The sequence below is a fragment of the Curtobacterium sp. P97 genome (assembly GCF_023712445.1).
Lineage (GTDB): Bacteria > Actinomycetota > Actinomycetes > Actinomycetales > Microbacteriaceae > Curtobacterium.
In genome coordinates this window covers 20,725-39,209 of the sequence record NZ_JAMAYF010000013.1, presented here as the reverse complement: position 1 = coordinate 39,209, position 18,485 = coordinate 20,725, and the positions used below count along the sequence as shown (strand labels likewise).

Below are 18,485 nucleotides of genomic sequence, written 5' to 3'. Positions count from 1 at the left end.
ACGGCCGGTCGCCGTCGGGGGTCCCGGCCTACGATGGGTCGGTGGACACCACGCTCGAAGACCTCCCGATCCGTGACGACCTCCGTGGGCAGAGCCCGTACGGAGCTCCGCAGAAGCACGTGCGCGTCCAGCTCAACGTCAACGAGAACACGCATCCCGTACCGGAGGCCGTCGCCGAGGACATCGTCGCCTCGATCCGGCAGGCCCTGGCGACCGTGAACCGCTACCCCGACCGCGAGTTCACCGAGCTCCGCGAGTCCCTCGCGGGCTACCTGAACGGTGGACTCTCCGCCGGGCAGCAGCTCACCCCTGCGCACCTGTGGGCGGCGAACGGGTCGAACGAGGTCCTGCAGCAGCTCCTGCAGGCGTTCGGTGGCCCGGGCCGGTCGGTGCTCGGGTTCCCGCCCACGTACTCGATGCACTCGATCCTCGCGTCCGGCACCGGCACGCGCTGGATCCCCGCGCAGCGCGACGACGAGTTCCGCATCGCGCCGGAGACGGTCGTCGCGGCCATCCGGGAGCACCGACCCGACATCGTGTTCCTGTGCGGCCCGAACAACCCGACGGGCACCCCGCTCGACATCGAGACGATCCGGGCGGCCTACGACGCGACGGACGGCATCGTGATGGTGGACGAGGCCTACGCCGAGTTCATGCCCTCGGACGCCCCGAGCGCCGTCACGCTGCTGCCCGGCCGTCCGCGGCTCGTGGTCTCTCGCACCATGAGCAAGGCCTTCGCCTTCGCCGGAGCCCGCGTGGGGTACCTGGCGGCCGACCCCGCCGTGGTCGACGCGCTCCGCCTGGTGCGGCTGCCCTACCACCTGTCCGCGCTGACGCAGGCGGCGGCGGTGGCCGCGCTCCGGCACGCTCCGGCGATGCTGGCGATGGTCGACGACATCAAGCAGCAGCGGGACCTGATGGTCACGGAGCTGCGGGCGATGGGGTACCGCACGTACGAGACCTGGTCGAACTTCGTCCTGTTCGGCGGGGTCGCCGACCCGAGCGCGGCGTTCGAGGCCCTGCTCGACCAGGACGTCATCGTGCGCGACCTCGGCATCCCGAACCACCTGCGCGTGAGTGCGGGGACGGAGGAGGAGACCACCGCGTTCCTCGAGGCCATGCGCCGCGTGGCCGCCGCCCAGCCGCCGGTTAGGGTTGACGCATGACCGCCCGCACCGCCTCGATCAGCCGGAGCACCAGCGAGTCGAGCATCGAGCTCTCGCTCGACCTGGACGGCACCGGTTCGTCCGACGTCTCGACGAGCGTGCCCTTCTTCGACCACATGCTGACGGCGTTCAGCAAGCACTCGCTCATCGACCTCCGCGTGCGCTCGACGGGCGACACCGACATCGACGTGCACCACACGGTCGAGGACACGGGCATCGTGCTCGGGCAGGCCCTGAAGCAGGCCCTCGGCGACCGTGCCGGCATCGGCCGTTACGGCGACGCGCTCGTCCCGCTCGACGAAGCCCTGGCCCAGGCCGTGGTGGACGTCTCCGGTCGTCCCTTCCTCGTGCACTCCGGTGAGCCCGAGGGGTTCGAGTTCCACCGGATCGGTGGGCACTTCACCGGTTCGATGGTGCGCCACGTGTTCGAGGCGATCACGTTCAACGCCGGCATCACGGTGCACGTCCGTGTGCTCGGTGGCCGCGACCCGCACCACATCGCCGAGGCCGAGTTCAAGGCCTTCGCGCGCGCGCTGCGCCGCGCCGTCGAGCTCGATCCGCGGGTCGACGGCATCCCGTCCACGAAGGGGAAGCTGTGACCGCGAAGCCGAACGTCGTCGTCCTCGACTACGGATCGGGCAACGTCCACTCGGCGGCCAAGGCGCTCGAGCGCGCCGGCGCCGACGTCACCCTGACCGCCGACAAGCAGGCCGCGCTCCGCGCCGACGGTCTGCTCGTGCCGGGTGTCGGCGCGTTCGCCGCCGTCGTCGACCAGCTCGAGGGCGTCCGCGGCGGCGAGATCGTCGACCACCGTCTGGCCGGCGGGCGACCGGTGCTCGGCATCTGCGTCGGCATGCAGGTCATGTTCGCCCGCGGGGTCGAGCGCGGTGCGGACGTCGAGGGGCTCGGCCAGTGGCCGGGCACGGTCGAGGAGATCCGTGCCGAGGTCCTGCCGCACATGGGCTGGAACACGGTCGAGGCCCCCGAGGACTCCGTGCTCTTCGACGGCCTGCACGACGAACGGTTCTACTTCGTCCACTCGTACGGCGTGACGGACTTCCCGCTCGACGCTTACGGCCCGTTCCGTGCGCCGCGTCTGACCTGGGCCGAGCACGGGCAGCGGTTCGTCGCCGCGGTGGAGAACGGCCCACTGACGGCCACGCAGTTCCACCCGGAGAAGTCGGGGGAGCCGGGCATCCGGCTGCTCCGCAACTGGGTCGACTCGCTCTGACCCGGCCGTCCACCGGGCGCACGACCGCCCGACGGACGCGAGCCGCGCCTCCCGGCCGTGGCATCCACCGGGGCGGCCGCACCACACCCCACCGAGAACCGACAGGACCATGACCGACCTCACCTCGACCCCGCCCCTCGTCCTGCTGCCCGCCGTCGACGTCGTCGACGGCCAGGCCGTCCGCCTCACGCAGGGCGAGGCCGGCAGCGAGACCTCGTACGGCGACCCCGTCGCCGCGGCCCGCACCTGGCGCGACCAGGGTGCGGAGTGGATCCACCTCGTCGACCTCGACGCGGCGTTCGGGCGCGGTGACAACCGGGCGGTCATCGCGAAGGCGATCCGCGAGGTCGAGGGCGTCTCGGTCGAGCTCTCCGGCGGGATCCGCGACGACGCCTCGCTCGAGGCGGCGCTCGCGACCGGTGCTGCGCGCGTCAACCTCGGCACCGCGGCGCTCGAGAAGCCCGAGTGGGCTGCGCGCGTCATCGGCGAGTACGGCGAGCAGATCGCCGTCGGACTCGACGTCCGCGGAACCACGCTGGCGAGCCGCGGCTGGACCGAGGACGCCGGGGACCTGTGGGAGGTGCTCGACCGGCTCGAGGCCGCCGGGTGCGCCCGCTACGTGGTGACCGACGTCACGAAGGACGGCACGCTGCAGGGGCCGAACGTCGAGCTCCTGCGCGAGGTCTGCGACCGCACCGACCAGCCCGTGGTGGCCTCGGGCGGCATCTCGACGCTCGAGGACCTCCGAGCGCTGCGCGAGCTGGTGCCGCACGGTCTCGAGGGCGCCATCATCGGCAAGGCGCTGTACTCCGGCGCCTTCACGCTGCCGGCCGCCCTCGACATCGCCTCGGAGTAGGCACCGTGGCGGGCATCTCGAACGGTCGCGGCACCGGGCCCGAGGCACCGGCATCGGGGGCGCACGACGACGCCCACACCCCGGGCGGTGCCGCGGACTCGGCGGGGAACCCGTGGGCGGGACGGACCTTCGACGCCCACGACGACGTCTACGCCGACGACGACGGCCTGGCGGAACCGGCGCTCGTCGCCGCGATCACCGCCCTGCAGCAGGGCGGGTCGCAGCGAGAGGTCGTCGAGGCCCTGCGTGGCGCACGACTGCTCATCCCGCTCGTGGCCGAGGCCGGTGACGTCGGGCACACCCCCGACGGGAAGCTCGTCGACAAGACCCAGGAGCTGTCGATCGTCACCGTCGCCGGCCCCGACGGGCGCAGCGTCATGCCGGCGTTCACGTCCGCCGAGGCGATGCGGTCCTGGGACGCCACCGCCCGACCGGTCCCCGCGGACGCACGCCGGGTGGCGATGGCTGCGGCGAGCGAGGAGACGCAGCTCGTCGTGCTGGACCCGACCGCGCCGACCGAGTTCGTGCTCCGTCGACCCGCCGTGTGGGCGATCGGGCAGGACCTGCCGTGGACGCCGTGCTTCGAGGACGCCGAGGTCGGGCAGGCCTTCGCCGCCTCCGTCGTCGACGAGTCCGCCGTCGCACGCGTCGAGCTGTCGCCGGGCGACCCGCTCGGACGCTTCGCCGGTGCCGAGCTGACGGTCGGGCTGGCGCTGCACCCGGGGCTCGACCAGGCTGCCGTCCAGGCGCTCGTCGGCCGGCTGCAGCAGCGGTGGACGGCGGACGCCGTGATCGCGGACCGGGTGGACAGCATGCGCGTGGCGCTGCGACCCGCCTGACGCAGGACCGACCGTGCGGCCGGGAGGCACGGCCCGGCGCCGTCCCGCCCGCTGCGGCCCGTGCGGCGGTGCGACGGGGGCCGCTCGCGCCACGCCGGTACGATGACGGGGTGAGCACGAACCCGACGACCACCCCCGGCTCCGAGCAGACCCCGGTCGGCCCCACCGGTCGGCCCGTCCGGCAGTTCCCGGTGCCCGCGCCGCTCGACGGCCACGGCCCGGCTCGCATCATCGCGCTCTGCAACCAGAAGGGCGGCGTCGGCAAGACCACGACGTCGATCAACCTCGGCGCCGCGCTCGCCGAGTACGGCCGCAGGGTCCTCGCCGTCGACTTCGACCCGCAGGGCGCCCTGTCCGCCGGCCTCGGGGTCCGCACCCACGACGTGCCCACGGTCTACGACCTGCTGATGGGTTCCGTGAAGGACCCGCGCGAGGTCATCCGCCAGACGAACGTGCCGATGCTCGACGTGATCCCCGCGAACATCGACCTGTCCGCCGCCGAGGTCCACCTCGTCAACGAGGTCGCCCGCGAGCAGATCCTGGCGAGCGTCCTCCGCAAGGTGTCGAACGACTACGACCTGATCCTGGTCGACTGCCAGCCGTCCCTCGGCCTGCTGACGGTCAACGCCCTGACGGCAGCACACGGTGTGCTCATCCCGCTCGAGTGCGAGTTCTTCGCGCTGCGTGGCGTGGCGCTGCTCATCGAGACGATCGACAAGGTGCGTGACCGGCTCAACCCGGCGCTGCGGCTCGACGGCATCCTCGCGACCATGTACGACTCGCGGACGCTGCACTCGCGCGAGGTCATGGAGCGCGTGGTGGAGACCTTCGACGACCACGTGCTCGACACGGTCATCAGCCGGACGGTGAAGTTCCCGGACGCGACGGTCTCGGCGCGACCGATCACGCAGACGGCGCCGGAGCACGCCGCGGCGCACGCGTACCGGGCGCTCGCCAGGGAGCTCGTCGAGCGTGGCGCCGTCGCCTGACCCACCGAGGTCATCGGCCGACCCGACGACGCCGGCCGACCGCAGCGCCGTCGACGGCGCCGTCGACGGCGCGCCCGCGGGCACCACGACCACCCCGGGCTTCCGGGTCCGACTGCGCAACTTCGACGGTCCCTTCGACCTGCTGCTCTCGCTGATCACGAAGCACGAGCTCGACATCACCGAGGTCTCCCTCGGCGCCGTCACCGGCGAGTTCATCCAGTACGTCCGCCAGGCCGAGTCCGCCGACGAGCTCGACGAGGCCAGTGAGTTCCTCGTGGTCGCGGCCACCCTGCTCGACCTGAAGATCGCCGGGCTGCTCCCGCAGGGTGAGCTCGTCGACGCCGAGGACGTGGCGTTGCTGGAGGCCCGCGACCTGCTCTTCGCACGTCTCCTGCAGTACCGGGCGTTCAAGCAGGCCGCGGAGTGGTTCGGGGCACGGTGGCAGCAGGAGTCCCGCCGGCACGTCCGCAAGGTCCGCCTCGAGGAACGGTTCCGCGCCCGCACGCCGGAGCTCGTCTGGACGCTGTCGGTGCAGGACTTCGCCGCGATCGCGACGCTGGCCTTCGCACCGCGGGAGATCCCGACCGTGGGGTTGGACCACCTGCACGCCCCGCTCGTGAGCATCCGGGAGCAGGCCGCGATCGTCGTGTCGATCCTCCGGACCCGCGCCGACGAGGACGTGTCGTTCCGTGAGCTGGTGGCCGGCGTCTCGGAGACGGGTATCGTTGTGGCTCGCTTCCTGGCGATCCTGGAGCTGTACCGGAACGCGTCGATCTCGTTCGAGCAGTTCGAACCGCTGGGGGAGCTGACACTCCGCTGGACCGCCGAGGACTGGTCCGACGAGAGCCTCGCGAACCTGGGAGCCGACTATGACGGATGACACACGTGCCGCCGCGTCGAGTGCCGAGCCCGGGGGAGCGGACGAGGTCGCCGAGGCCCGCGCGGTCGAGCAGGAACTGCACGCCCAGCACACCCCGCACCCGGACCTGCCGGTCGACCGGCAGCTCGAGGCCATCCTGATGATCGCCGACGAGCCCCAGTCGCTCGTGTCGCTCGGTGCCGCGGTGGGCGCGCCGGTGCCCGCCGTCCGACAGGCGATCGAGCGGCTCGTCGCCGACTTCGACGGTGTCGACGGCACCGTCCGTCGCGGCTTCGAGCTCCGTGAGGTCGGCGGCGGCTGGCGCTTCTACGTGCGGCGCGAGCTCGACGACGTCGTCGAGCAGTTCGTCGAGGCCGAGCGGCCGGCCCGACTGTCGCAGGCCGCGCTCGAGACCCTCGCGGTCGTCGCCTACAAGCAGCCGATCACCCGGTCGCAGATCGCCTCGATCCGAGCGGTGAACGTCGACGGTGTCGTCCGCACGCTCGTCACCCGGGGGCTCATCGAGGAGTCGTTCACCGACGCCGAGACCGGGGCCGTCAACTACGTCACGTCCGACCTGCTGCTCCAGCAGCTCGGCATCAACTCGCTCGACGAACTGCCGCTGATCTCGCCTCTGCTGGAGGACGGCGCGGACGGTTTCGGGCACAACGAAGGGATCCCCGATGGCCGCGTTTGAGGACGAACGACGAGGTGGGTCCCGAGGGGGATCCGACGGACGCTCCGGCGGGTACGGTCGCGGTTCCGACCGCTCCGGCTCGGGTCGGTCTGGAGGCGCGGGGCGCGACCGCGCCGCTGGTCCCGGCCGTGCGGACGGCCGGTCCGGTGAGGACCGTGGCGGGTACCGCGGACGCGAGGAGCGTCCGACGGGTGGCGACCGCGGCGGCCACCGCGGGCGTGAGGATCGTGCCGGTGGTGACCGTGGTGGGTACCGCGGGCGTGACGACCGTTCGGGTGGCGAGCGTGGTGGGTACCGCGGCGGCTCGGACCAGGGCGGGTACCGCGGGCGTGACGACCGGCAGGGTGGCGAGCGTGGTGGGTACCGCGGCGGCTCGGACCAGGGCGGCTACCGCGGGCGCGATGACCGTTCGGGTGGTGAGCGTGGTGGGTACCGCGGCGGCTCGGACCAGGGCGGGTACCGCGGGCGCGATGACCGTTCGGGTGGCGAGCGTGGCGGGTACCGCGGGCGCGACGACCGTTCCGGTGCTGACCGTGGCGGGTACCGCGGCAGGGACGAGCGATCCGGTGGTGACCGCGGACGGTTCGTGAGCCGCGACACCGACCAGCGCAGCAACGACCGCGGCGGGTTCGTCCGTCGCGAAGACGACCGCTCCGGCGGGTACCGCGGCCGTGACGACCGGTCCGGTGGCGAGCGCGGTGGGTACCGCGGCCGTGACGACCGGTCCGGTGGCGAGCGCGGTGGGTACCGCGGGCGTGATGACCGTTCGGGTGGTGAGCGTGGTGGGTACCGCGGGCGCGAGGACGACCGCCGCGGCGCAGACCGTCGCGACGCCGGTAGCCGACCGGACCGCAGCGCCGACCGCCGGGACGACCGCCGTGACGACCGCCGTGACCCAGCGCGCGAGGACCGCCGAACCCCCGACGGCCGACCGAGCACCGTCTGGCACAACGGCCGTCGCTACGTCGGCGGCACGACCACCGCACGCAACGGTGACCGGCCGGGCGCGGGCGCGCGGGGACGCGTGCCGAGCAGCGCGGAGCGCGGGACGACGCCGCGCCCGGAGGGCGCTCGTGACGAGCACGGCGTCCCGGTGGAGGGCACGCCCGAACGTCCGATCATCCCCGACTGGGACGCGACCGAGGCAGGGGCGTCCGCCGGGGGTGTCCCGAGCCTCCAGGCCGACGGCGAGCGTCTGCAGAAGGTGATCGCCGCTGCGGGCATCGCGTCCCGGCGGGTCGCGGAGAACCTGATCGTCGAGGGTCGCGTCACCGTCAACGGTGAGGTCGTCGACGCCCTCGGACGCCGCGTCGACCCCGAGACGGACGCGATCGCGGTGGACGGCGTGCCGGTGCAGGTCGACAGCTCCCGGCGGTACGTGCTGCTCAACAAGCCGGTCGGGATCGTGTCGAGCCTGCAGGACGAGCGCGGTCGACGCGACCTGTCGGAGTTCGTCGACCGGTACGAGGAGCGCCTGTTCAACGTCGGTCGGCTCGACACCGAGACGTCCGGGCTGCTCCTGCTGACGAACGACGGCGACCTGGCACACGTGCTGGCCCACCCGTCGTTCGGCGTGACGAAGACCTACATCGCCAAGGTCGCGGGCAACGTGAACCCGGCGACGGTGCAGCGGCTGCTCGACGGGGTGGAACTCGAGGACGGACCGATCGCCGCGGACAAGGTCCGGCTGCTGGAGTCCGCTCGCGGTGAGTCCCTGGTCGAGATCAGCCTGCACTCGGGGCGCAACCGGATCGTGCGACGCATGCTCGACGCGGTCGACCACCCGGTGCTCGAGCTCGTGCGCCGGTCGTTCGGCCCGCTGCAGCTCGGATCGCTGCCGATCGGCAGGGTGCGCGAGCTGTCCACGGTCGAGCTCGGGGCGCTCCTCCGCATCGCCCGCGACGCGAAGGGTGCTGCACCGGGCGACGCCGACGAGGAGGCTGCCGACTGACGCTCGGTAGGCTGAGGCCCGTGACCGACGCCCCCGCCCCGCTCGCCGAACCGGACATCGACCGGCGGCTGCGCGGACCCGTGCGGGTCGTCGGCGCCGGGCTGCTCGGCGCCTCGATCGGGCTCGCCCTGCGCGAGAAGGGCGTCGACGTCGTGCTCGACGACGTCTCACCGGCCGCGCTGGCGCTCGCCGTCGACTACGGCGCGGGTCGTCGACCGGCCGACGGCGACGAGCCGGAGCTCATCGTGGTCGCGGTCCCGCCGGACGTGGTGGCAGCGGTGGTCGAGCGTGAGCTCGTCGCGTTCCCGCGCGCGGTCGTGACCGACGTCGCGAGCGTGAAGACCGGGCCGCTCGAACGCCTGCGGGCATCGGGCGCCGACGTCAGCCGGTACATCGGGTCGCACCCGATGGCGGGCCGGGAGCGCAGCGGACCGACGGCGGCGCGGGCAGACCTGTTCGTCGGACGCCCGTGGGTGATCGCCGGCCACGACGCCATCTCCTACCAGCGAGCCGCGGTGGTCGAGGACCTCGCCCTCGACGTGGGAGCGACGGTCGTCCCGATGGAGCCGGACTCCCACGACCTCGCCGTCGCGTACGTCTCGCACGCGCCGCAGCTCGTCTCGACCCTGATGGCCGCGCGGCTGCAGGAAGCCCCCGACGGGTCGCTCGACCTGGCGGGCGGCGGTGTCCGCGACGTCACGCGGATCGCCGCCAGCGACCCCGGCCTGTGGGTGCAGATCATCGGGGCGAACGCTGCGAACATCCGGCCGGTGCTGACGGACCTGCGTGACGACCTCGACCGGGTCCTCCGCGCGCTCGACGACCCGGACGGCCAGGGATCCCCCCGGACGATCGCCGAGACCATCGCCGCCGGCAACCGCGGGGTCGAGCGGCTCCCCGGCAAGCACGGTACGACCAAGCGCTTCGCCCAGGTGGTCGTCCTCGTCGACGACACCCCGGGGCAGATCGCCGCACTCCTGCAGTTCATCGGGGAGATCGGCATCAACCTCGAGGACATGCGCCTCGAGCACTCACCGGGCGCACCGATCGGCATCGTCGAGGTGTCGGTCGTGCCCGAGCAGGAACAGCGACTCGTCGAGGAACTCGAGGGGCGCGGATGGAGGATCGCAGCAGCATGGGCATGAACGACGACACGCACGTCACCCTGGACGAGTCCGGCGTCACCGGGGGACCCGAGGGTCCCGACTCCGGCCTGCCCACCCCGACGCCGCCGGGCGACGGAACGGCCGGCGGAGCCGACGGCGGCGCGCTCGGCGGGCCGGCCGGCGGCCTGGGCACCCCCGGCGGCGAGCCGGGTTCGACCAGCGCCCCGGTCCCGTCCGGTCTGCCGCAGGGCGCCTTCGTGGCGAAGACCGTCATCGCGGTCGACGGCCCCGCGGGCAGCGGCAAGTCGAGCGTCTCGCGCGCCGCGGCCCGTGCGCTGGGCTTCGGGTACCAGGACACCGGTGCCGCCTACCGCGCCCTGGCGTGGCACGCACTGCAGCAGGGCATCGACCTCGACGACCCCGCGGCCGTCGTGGCGAGCTGGGACACCTTCGACTACGCGATCGGCACCGACCCCGACGAGTACTTCGTGCGCGTCGGCGACACCGACGTGACCGACGCGATCCGCACGCCGGAGGTCACCGCAGCGGTCGCGCACATCGCGAAGCTGCCCGAGGTCCGCGAGAAGCTCGTGCAGCTCTTCCGACAGGTCATGCGGAAGGCCGACGCGCAGGGCATCATCACCGAGGGGCGCGACATCACCACGGTCGTCGCACCCGATGCCGAGGTCCGCATCCTGCTGACCGCCGACGAGTCGGTTAGGATGGCTCGGCGCTCGGCAGAGGTCACCACGCAGTCAGCCGCCGAGACCTCCGCCGCACTCGCCCGTCGAGACGCGGCGGACGCGAAGGTCGTCGACTTCATGAACGCCGCCGACGGCGTCACGACGCTCGACTCCACCGACCTCGACTTCGACCAGACCGTCCAGGCGGTCGTCGACCTGGCCCGAGCGGCCACGCACTGACGCACGACCGGGCGCCGCCCGGTCACCACGACCGGGCTGCCCGGTCACCACGGCCGGGGAACCGGCCCGGCCGGCACCGGCCACCGACACCGCGGCTCCGGTCGCACACGAGGAAACCCACCATGGCCCAGCAGGACAGCCACGACAACGACGACTTCCCGGAGTACGACGACGCGCTCGGCGAACGGCTCGCCGGACTCGACGACGCCGAGGCGGACCAGCGTGCGAACGCGCTCCGCGTCGGGCTCGACGAGTACGAGCTCGACGACGAGGACGTCGCGCTCCTCGACGCCGGCGAACTCGGCGAGGACGGCGTCCACTACCTGCCCGCGTACCCGGTGCTCGCGATCGTCGGGCGGCCGAACGTCGGCAAGTCGGCGCTCGTCAACCGCATCATCGGTCGACGCGAGGCCGTCGTGCAGGACGTCCCCGGCGTCACCCGCGACCGCGTGAGCTACAAGGCCGAGTGGAACGACAAGCGCTTCACGCTCGTCGACACCGGCGGGTGGGAGCCCGACGCCCGCGGCATCAACGCCTCGGTCGCCGCCCAGGCCGAGGTCGCCGTCGACCTGGCCGACGCCGTGCTCTTCGTCGTCGACGTCACGGTCGGCATCACCGCCACCGACGAGCACGTCGTGAAGATGCTCCGTGGGACCGACCGTCCGGTCATCGTCGTGGCGAACAAGGCCGACGACGACCGCCGTGACCTCGACGCCTTCGAGCTCTGGAACCTCGGGCTCGGCGAGCCGCACCCCGTCTCGGCGCTGCACGGCCGCGGTGTCGCGGACCTGATGGACCTCATCATCACGACGCTCCCCGACACGTCGGCCGTCGCCAAGCAGGAGGTCGGCGGCCCCCGTCGCGTCGCGATCCTCGGGCGCCCGAACGTCGGCAAGAGCTCGCTGCTGAACAAGGCGGCGGGCGAGGAGCGCGTCGTCGTCAACGACCTCGCGGGCACCACGCGCGACCCGGTGGACGAGCAGATCGAGCTCGGCGGGCGCGTCTGGCGCTTCGTCGACACCGCCGGCATCCGGAAGCGCGTGCACCTGCAGCAGGGCGCGGACTTCTACGCGTCGCTCCGCACGACCGCGGCGCTCGAGAAGGCCGAGGTCGCCGTCGTCGTGCTCGACGTGACCGAGCCGATCTCGACGCAGGACCTGCGCATCATCGACCTGGTCCTCGAGTCCGGTCGGGCACTCGTCCTGGCCTACAACAAGTGGGACCTGCTCGACGACGACCGGCGTCGCTACCTCGAGCGCGAGATCGAGCAGGACCTGGCGCACGTGGCCTGGGCGCCGCGCGTGAACATCTCCGCCCGGACGGGTCGCCACCTCGAGAAGCTCGTCCCGGCGCTCGAGACCGCACTCGAGTCGTGGGACACCCGCATCCCGACAGGCAAGGTCAACGCCTTCATCGCCGAGCTCGTGCAGGAGCACCCGCACCCGGTCCGCGGCGGCAAGCAGCCCCGCATCCTGTTCGGGACGCAGGCGTCGAGCCAGCCGCCGACGTTCGTGCTCTTCACCTCGGCGTTCCTCGACCCGCAGTACCGCCGCTTCATCACGCGTCGTCTGCGCGAGGTGTGGGGCTTCGAGGGGACGCCGATCAACGTCAACATGCGGGTGCGCGAGCGCCGCAAGCGCACGTAGCGGTCGGACGACGACGTGGCACGGCGAGCACGGCGAGGCCCCCTGGCGGGCCTGCTGGCGCTCGCCGTCGTCGTGTCCGGGGTCGGTGCCGCCTGGCTCGTCACCGGTGACGACGACGTCGTGCGGACCGCACGTGCCACCGACCGAGCGTCGACGGCACCGGAGGGAGCCGGACCGCTCGGGGTGTCGAACGCCCTCGGCGCTCCGATCCCCGGTGCCGACCGACGACCGGACGTCCCGCGCAGCGTCGAGGACTGGGTCGGCCGGGTCCTGCCCGTCTCCGGCACCGTGGTGCCCCTGGTCGACGGGATCGCCGCGACCGTCCGGATCGAGCGCATCGACGAGTCGTCCGTGGCGGTCCGGATCGACGACCTGTCCTCGCCGCCGGGCACGCGCGCGGTCCGACTCGTCCTGTCGCCGGACGCGATGCCCGACCGCAGCACCCTCGCGCACGCCCCCGGCGTCGTGACGGCCTCCGTCGACGAACACACGTCCGGGGGCTTCTCGCTCATCACCGACGGCTCGTCGCTCCAGGCGGACACCCGTTCCGCGGCCCTGGTGGACGACGAGACCGACGAGGTGCTCGGCGTCGCACTGCTCGTCCCCGCCGACTGAGGGGACCCGCGTCGACCGACGAGGACCGGCCCGCACCTCGGACACGTCCCGGATGCGGCACCATTGACGTGTGCGTCTCCCCGTCCTCGCCGACCGTCTCTGGTGCCGGCTGCACCTGGACCGTCTCGCCGGTGGGCGACAGGCCGACTACGTGATCCGCGAGGACATGCTCGCCCACCCGGACACGGTCCGTTCGTTCCGGTGGATCCGCTGGTTGCTCGTCGCCGAGACCGCGGTCGGACTCGCGGCGATCGTCGTCGCCGTGCTGCTCACCCGTGCGGGGGAGACCGTGGCCTGGGCCGTCTGGTTCCGGGCGACCGTGGTGCTCCTCATCACCCTGACGCTCTACGTGTTCGCGTGGCGGGCGCAGCTCGGCTACTACTGGGCGTACCAGCGCCTCCGGCTCTTCAGCAGGATCTTCCCGGTCGTGACCCTGGTCGTCGCTGCGATCCCCGGGCTCTACCCGTTCTGGATGGTCATCGAGCAGATCCTCTTCTCGCTCCTGATGATCGGCATCGGCGACGTGCTGACGAGCGACCACATGCGCGCGACGTTCCCGAAGCCGGTCCGCACGCCGCGGGAGGACCACTCCACGGACTGACCGACGGCGGTCCCCAGGTCGGCGTGCACCCGTACGATGGTCGGCACGGGGGTGGTGTGTGAAACTCAAGGTGACCATCGCGGGGCCACGAGCAGACCGCGACGTCGTGGTGACGGCGGACGTGACGGCGACCATCGGTTCGCTCGCCGACCGGCTGTCCCGTGGGCGGACGGCGGCCGACGGCGTCCCGCTGACGCTGCGCGTGTGGTTCCCCGACCGACCGCAGCCCCGGCTGCTCAACCCGTCCGCGACGGTGCACGAGTCGTCGCTCCGTTCCGGCTGCCGGGTCGAGGTCGTCGCCGCGACCGACCGCCGCCGGGGCGACGACGTCGAGGACGCCCCCGCGGCCGTGGCGCACGTCGTCTCGGGGCCGGATGCCGGCAACGAGTACACCCTGTCCGAAGGGGTGAACCTGATCGGCCGCGACGCGATGGCCCAGGTCTGGCTCGCCGGGGACGACCTGGTCTCCCGTCGTCACGCCACGGTCACGATCGGCGACACGGTCGAGGTCGTCGACCTGAACTCCGCGAACGGGGTCGAGGTCGACGGTCGGCTCGTCGCGCGGGCGTTCGTCGACCCGGAGACGACGGTCTCGGTCGGTGACACCACGCTGCGCATCCGACCGCTGCCCGCCGCACCGTCCGTGCCGGGCACGGGTACCCCGGCGTCCGCGGTCCCCGAGGTGGACTTCAGCCGCTCGCCCCGCGTCGAGCCAGCGCACCGCGGCCGGCAGTTCACGCTGCCCGAGATCCCGGTCCCGGGGGAGAAGCCCCGGCTGCCGATGATCGCGATCATCGCGCCGATCATCCTCGGCGCGGTCCTGTTCCTCGTCACGAAGCAGCCGTACACGCTGATCTTCATCGCGCTCTCGCCGGTCATCATGATCGGGACGTGGATCGACCAGCGTGTCCAGGCCCGGCGGCGCCGGCGCGACGAACGCCAGCGGTTCGAGGAGTCGCTCGCCGACTCGCGCGAGCGGCTGGCGGCGGCCCGCACGACGGAGATCGCGGCGCGGACGGCCGAGTCGCCCGCCCCGGCCGTCGTGACGGCCGCGATGCGCGACCGCTCGGCGCTGCTGTGGACCCGGAAGCCCGAGCACACCACCTTCCTCGAGGTCCGCTTCGGTGCCGGCACGCAGCCGTCGCGGTCGACCGTCACGCTGCCCTCCAGGAACTCCGGCAGCGTCGACGACTGGAACCGCGCCGAAGCACTCGTCGACGAGTACGCCACGGTCGGGCCGGTGCCCGTGGTGGAGACGTTCGAACGTGCCGGCGCGATCGGTGTCGCCGGCACCGGGCTGGCGGCGGACGACGTCGCACGGTCGCTCGTGGTGCAGCTCGCGGGGCTGCACAGCCCGGCGGACCTCGTGCTCACCGCCTTCGCCGGTGGCACCACCACCGACCAGTGGTCCTGGCTGAAGTGGCTCCCGCACGTCGACTCGCCCTACAGCCCACTGCGGTCCACGGGGCTCGTGCACGACTTCGCCGGCGCCTCGACGCTGCTGGCCGAGCTCGAGGGACTCGTGGCGACCCGCCGTGCAGCCGGCTCGGGCCGTGGTGAGCAGGTCCGGTCGCGCATCGACGAGTCCCGCGCCCTCGACGAGGACCACGGCGAGTCCGTCGACCGCCTGCCCGCGACGCCGGCCGTCGTCGTGCTCGTCACCGCCGAGGCTCCCGCCGACCGTGCCCGTCTCGTCGCCCTGGCCGAGGAGGGCCCGGACCTCGGCGTCCACGTCCTCTGGCTCGCGCCCACGCTGCAGGCACTGCCCGTCGTCTGCCGGACGCACATCGTGCTCGACCGGACGAGCGGGTCTGCCACGGTCGGCTTCGTCCGGTCCGGGCAGTCCGTGGTGCTCGACGAGCTCGACCGGGTGGACAGCATCGAAGCAGCGACCGTCGCCCGTGCGATCGCCCCGATCCAGGACTCCGGCGCGCGGGTCCTCGACGAGACCGACCTGCCGCACAGCGTGGCGTTCGTCGACCTGTACGAGGGCGACGTCGCCGGTGACCCGTCCGCGATCGTCCAACGGTGGTCGAAGAACGACAGCCTGACTGCCGCGTGGTCACCGGGATCCGGGCGCGAGAGCGGCGGCGTCCGTGCCGTCGTCGGTCAGGGACCGAGCGAGCCGCTCGCCCTCGACCTCCGCGCCCACGGCCCGCACGCGCTCGTCGGCGGGACCACGGGCGCCGGCAAGAGCGAGTTCCTGCAGACGTGGATCATGGGCATGGCGACCGAGTACGCGCCGGATCGACTCACGTTCCTGCTCGTCGACTACAAGGGTGGCGCGGCGTTCGCCGAGTGCGTCGGCCTGCCGCACACCGTCGGGCTCGTCACCGACCTCAACCCGCACCTCGTCCGCCGCGCCCTCACCTCGCTGCGGGCCGAGCTCCGGTACCGCGAGCACCTGCTCAACGATCGTGGCGCGAAGGACCTCGTCACGCTCGAGCAGCGCGGTGACCCGGCGGCACCGCCCGTGCTCGTCATCGTGATCGACGAGTTCGCCGCACTCGCCACCGAGATCCCGGAGTTCATCGACGGCGTCATCGACGTCGCGCAGCGCGGTCGGTCCCTCGGACTGCACCTCGTGATGGCGACCCAGCGCCCGAGCGGGGTCATCAAGGACTCCCTCCGGGCGAACACGAACCTCCGCATCGCCCTCCGCGTCGCCGACCCGGTCGACAGCGAGGACGTCCTCGGCGTGGCCGACGCCGCCTTCTTCGACCCGGGCACCCCCGGTCGCGCGGCCGCCAAGATCGGCCCGGGACGCGTGCTGGACTTCCAGACCGCCTACCTCGGTGGTCGCTCCGACGACGTCGTGCACGAGCCGGACGTCGACGTGCAGGACTTTCCCTTCGGCCCCGGCAGCACCTGGCCGAGTCCACCGCGGGCACCGCGCGACTCGACGCGGGCGCGCGACATCGAGCGGCTCGCCGCCACGATCGTCCGCGCGGCGGACCGGCAGGGCCTCGAGGTCCCGCGGAAGCCGTGGCTGGACCAGCTGCCCGATGCCGTCGGCCTGGAGGCACTGCCCGCCTCCGACGGGTCGGCACTGGTGATCGGGACGGTCGACCTACCCGAGTCCCAGCGGCAGACCCCGTTCCGTCTCGACCTCGATGCGGCCGGCAACGTGGCCGTGCTCGGCGCGGGCGGGGCCGGGAAGTCCGCGGCGCTCCGCGCCGTGGCGGTGGCGGCCTCCGCCGCAGCGGACCGGTTCCCGGTCCGGATCACCGGACTGGACTTCGGCGGTGGTGGCCTGCGCATGCTCGAGGCGCTGCCGACGGTGGGCACCGTGATCAGCGGGCCGGACGACGAACGGATCACGCGCCTCCTGGCCGACCTCGAGTCGACGGTCGCCGACCGCTCCGGGCGGTTCGCGGCCGCCCGGGCCGCGAACCTCAGCGAGTACCGCGACGTGACCGGCATCGCCGAACCGCGCATCCTCGTCCTGGTCGACGGCATGGGGGCGTTCCGCAACGAGTACGAGTTCCGCCTCGGCACCCAGCCGGTCTTCGACCAGCTCGTCGCGATCGCGGCGACCGGGCGCGCGCTGGGCGTGCACCTGGTGATGAGTGCGGACCGCATCGCGGCCTTCCCGTCGAACCTGCAGGCCGCGATCGGCGAGCGCATCGTGCTCCGCCTGGCGACCGAGATGGAGTACCACGCGGCCGACGTGCCGGCGGACGTGCTCGAGGACGCCGTGCCCGGCAGGGGACTCGTCGACGAGCACGAGGTCCAGGTGGCGGTGCCCGGTGGCAGCGCCGACCTCGTCGCGCAGGCAGCGGCGGTCGAGGAGCTCGCCGCCGACCTGCTGCGCCGTGGTGTCGCGGAGGCCCCGCCGATCCGCCGACTGCCCGAGGACGTCGATCGAGGCGCGCTGCCGGTCGCCGTGGCCGGGCGACCGACGATCGGCCTCGCGGACGACACCCTCGGCCCGGTGGGCATCCCGACCGACGGCCTCTTCGTGGTCACGGGACCCTTCGGCTCCGGACGCTCGACCACCATGCGGACCGTCCTGCGGTCCGTTCGCGCGACGTGGCCGGACCGACCCGCGCACCTGGTCGTCGGCAGGCGGTCCACGCTGCGCGACGCCACCGACTGGGCGTCGGCGGCGCAGGACGCGACGGACGCCGAGGCCATCGCCTCGCAGCTCGCGACCGCGCTCGAGAGCGGTGCGTCGAGCGGGCCGGACCCGGTGATCGTGATCGAGAACGTCGGTGACTTCGAGGGGCTGCCCGCGGAGAGCCAGGTCGCGCGGCTCATCAAGGCCGCCCGCCGTGCCGGGGTGTTCGTGCTCGCCGAGGCCGACACGGTCACGGCCCCGAACGCGTGGCAACTCTTCGCCGAGCTGAAGACCGCGCGTGCCGGGATCGCCCTGCAACCGGAGGAGACCGACGGGCTCACGCTCTTCCGGACGGCGTTCCCGCGGGTGACCCGGACCGACTTCCCCGTCGGGCGCGGCATCATGGTCGACTCCGGGCGGATCACCCGCGTGCAGGTCGCTCGGGACCCCGAGTCCTCCTGATCGGGGACCCGCTCGTCCCCCTCGAACGGGGGTGTGGACATCGCATGGGCGATTTGTTCCGGACCGGTGTTACCGTTGTCGCGGTCGCCGGAGGGGCTGGCGATCCAGTCCACCGTGAAGGGGTGCAACGTGGCCAACATCAACGTCTCCTACCAGGAGCTCAACAGCAACGCCGACCGTCTGCTCGCAGGGCGTGACGAGATCAACGCGACCCTGTCGAAGCTGCAGGCGCAGATCGCGTCGCTGACCCAGGCCGGGTTCCAGACGGACCGTTCCTCCGGTGCCTACAACGAGGCGTACAACCGCTTCACGAGCGGAGCGCAGAACACCATCGGCGGGCTCAACGACCTCGCGCAGTTCCTCCGCACGACCGCGCAGACGCTGGGCGACGTCGACCAGCAGCTCGCGTCGCGACTCGGGCGCTGATCGGGACGACCGGACCAGGGACGGCCGGCGCTGCAGGTGCCGGCCGTCTCCTCCGTTG

General features: G+C 72.8%; 17 protein-coding genes. All 17 read left to right on the top strand.

The window, feature by feature from the left end:
• The first annotated feature begins 41 nt into the window (after positions 1–41).
• The 17 genes from M3677_RS14025 (at position 42) to M3677_RS13945 (ending at position 18,427) form a co-directional block, all read left to right on the top strand.
• Positions 42–1,166: a histidinol-phosphate transaminase gene (locus M3677_RS14025; protein WP_251160848.1), complete on the top strand. Its 1,125-nt coding sequence runs from the start codon at positions 42–44 to the stop codon at positions 1,164–1,166.
• On the top strand, positions 1,163–1,765 hold the full coding sequence (hisB, locus tag M3677_RS14020) for an imidazoleglycerol-phosphate dehydratase HisB (RefSeq protein ID WP_066653318.1): 603 nt from the start codon (positions 1,163–1,165) through the stop codon (positions 1,763–1,765). Before M3677_RS14025 ends, hisB begins: the two co-directional genes overlap by 4 nt.
• A complete protein-coding gene (gene hisH, locus M3677_RS14015) occupies positions 1,762–2,397 on the top strand; it encodes an imidazole glycerol phosphate synthase subunit HisH (RefSeq protein WP_066653320.1) in 636 nt (211 codons plus the stop codon). Before hisB ends, hisH begins: the two co-directional genes overlap by 4 nt.
• 109 nt (positions 2,398–2,506) lie before the next feature.
• Entirely contained in the window at positions 2,507–3,253 is a 747-nt protein-coding gene (gene priA, locus M3677_RS14010; protein ID WP_066653322.1) for a bifunctional 1-(5-phosphoribosyl)-5-((5-phosphoribosylamino)methylideneamino)imidazole-4-carboxamide isomerase/phosphoribosylanthranilate isomerase PriA, read from the top strand.
• Between the two features lie 5 nt (positions 3,254–3,258).
• Positions 3,259–4,092: an SseB family protein gene (locus M3677_RS14005; protein WP_251160847.1), complete on the top strand. Its 834-nt coding sequence runs from the start codon at positions 3,259–3,261 to the stop codon at positions 4,090–4,092.
• A 110-nt stretch (positions 4,093–4,202) separates the two neighbouring features.
• Complete coding sequence (locus M3677_RS14000) at positions 4,203–5,081, top strand: ParA family protein (RefSeq protein ID WP_066653324.1); 879 nt, start codon at positions 4,203–4,205, stop codon at positions 5,079–5,081.
• Between the two features lie 112 nt (positions 5,082–5,193).
• Complete coding sequence (locus tag M3677_RS13995; RefSeq protein WP_251154860.1) at positions 5,194–5,961, top strand: ScpA family protein; 768 nt, start codon at positions 5,194–5,196, stop codon at positions 5,959–5,961.
• Positions 5,951–6,637, top strand: coding sequence for an SMC-Scp complex subunit ScpB (scpB, locus tag M3677_RS13990; RefSeq protein WP_285844818.1), 687 nt, complete (start codon positions 5,951–5,953; stop codon positions 6,635–6,637). The genes M3677_RS13995 and scpB overlap by 11 nt, the downstream gene beginning before the upstream one ends.
• Before the next feature lie 191 nt (positions 6,638–6,828).
• Positions 6,829–7,227: a hypothetical protein gene (locus M3677_RS13985; protein ID WP_251160846.1), complete on the top strand. Its 399-nt coding sequence runs from the start codon at positions 6,829–6,831 to the stop codon at positions 7,225–7,227.
• Between the two features lie 605 nt (positions 7,228–7,832).
• Positions 7,833–8,588 carry a pseudouridine synthase gene (locus M3677_RS13980; RefSeq protein ID WP_066657976.1) on the top strand — a complete coding sequence of 252 codons (756 nt, stop codon included), beginning with the start codon at positions 7,833–7,835 and terminating at the stop codon, positions 8,586–8,588.
• Between the two features lie 20 nt (positions 8,589–8,608).
• Positions 8,609–9,733: a prephenate dehydrogenase gene (locus M3677_RS13975; RefSeq protein WP_251154836.1), complete on the top strand. Its 1,125-nt coding sequence runs from the start codon at positions 8,609–8,611 to the stop codon at positions 9,731–9,733.
• Positions 9,734–9,951: 218 nt separating this feature from the next.
• Positions 9,952–10,617, top strand: a complete 666-nt coding sequence (gene cmk / locus M3677_RS13970; protein WP_066657980.1) for a (d)CMP kinase — start codon at positions 9,952–9,954, stop codon at positions 10,615–10,617.
• A gap of 122 nt (positions 10,618–10,739) precedes the next feature.
• Complete coding sequence (gene der, locus M3677_RS13965) at positions 10,740–12,263, top strand: ribosome biogenesis GTPase Der (protein WP_066653326.1); 1,524 nt, start codon at positions 10,740–10,742, stop codon at positions 12,261–12,263.
• 15 nt (positions 12,264–12,278) lie between these two features.
• Complete coding sequence (locus M3677_RS13960; protein ID WP_066653329.1) at positions 12,279–12,878, top strand: hypothetical protein; 600 nt, start codon at positions 12,279–12,281, stop codon at positions 12,876–12,878.
• A gap of 70 nt (positions 12,879–12,948) precedes the next feature.
• Complete coding sequence (locus M3677_RS13955) at positions 12,949–13,479, top strand: hypothetical protein (RefSeq protein ID WP_066653332.1); 531 nt, start codon at positions 12,949–12,951, stop codon at positions 13,477–13,479.
• Positions 13,480–13,537: 58 nt separating this feature from the next.
• Positions 13,538–18,001 carry an FtsK/SpoIIIE domain-containing protein gene (locus M3677_RS13950; protein WP_251160845.1) on the top strand — a complete coding sequence of 1,488 codons (4,464 nt, stop codon included), beginning with the start codon at positions 13,538–13,540 and terminating at the stop codon, positions 17,999–18,001.
• A 129-nt stretch (positions 18,002–18,130) separates the two neighbouring features.
• Positions 18,131–18,427 (top strand): WXG100 family type VII secretion target, encoded by a 297-nt coding sequence (locus tag M3677_RS13945; RefSeq protein WP_058728075.1) that lies wholly within the window; start codon positions 18,131–18,133, stop codon positions 18,425–18,427.
• Positions 18,428–18,485 lie beyond the last annotated feature (58 nt).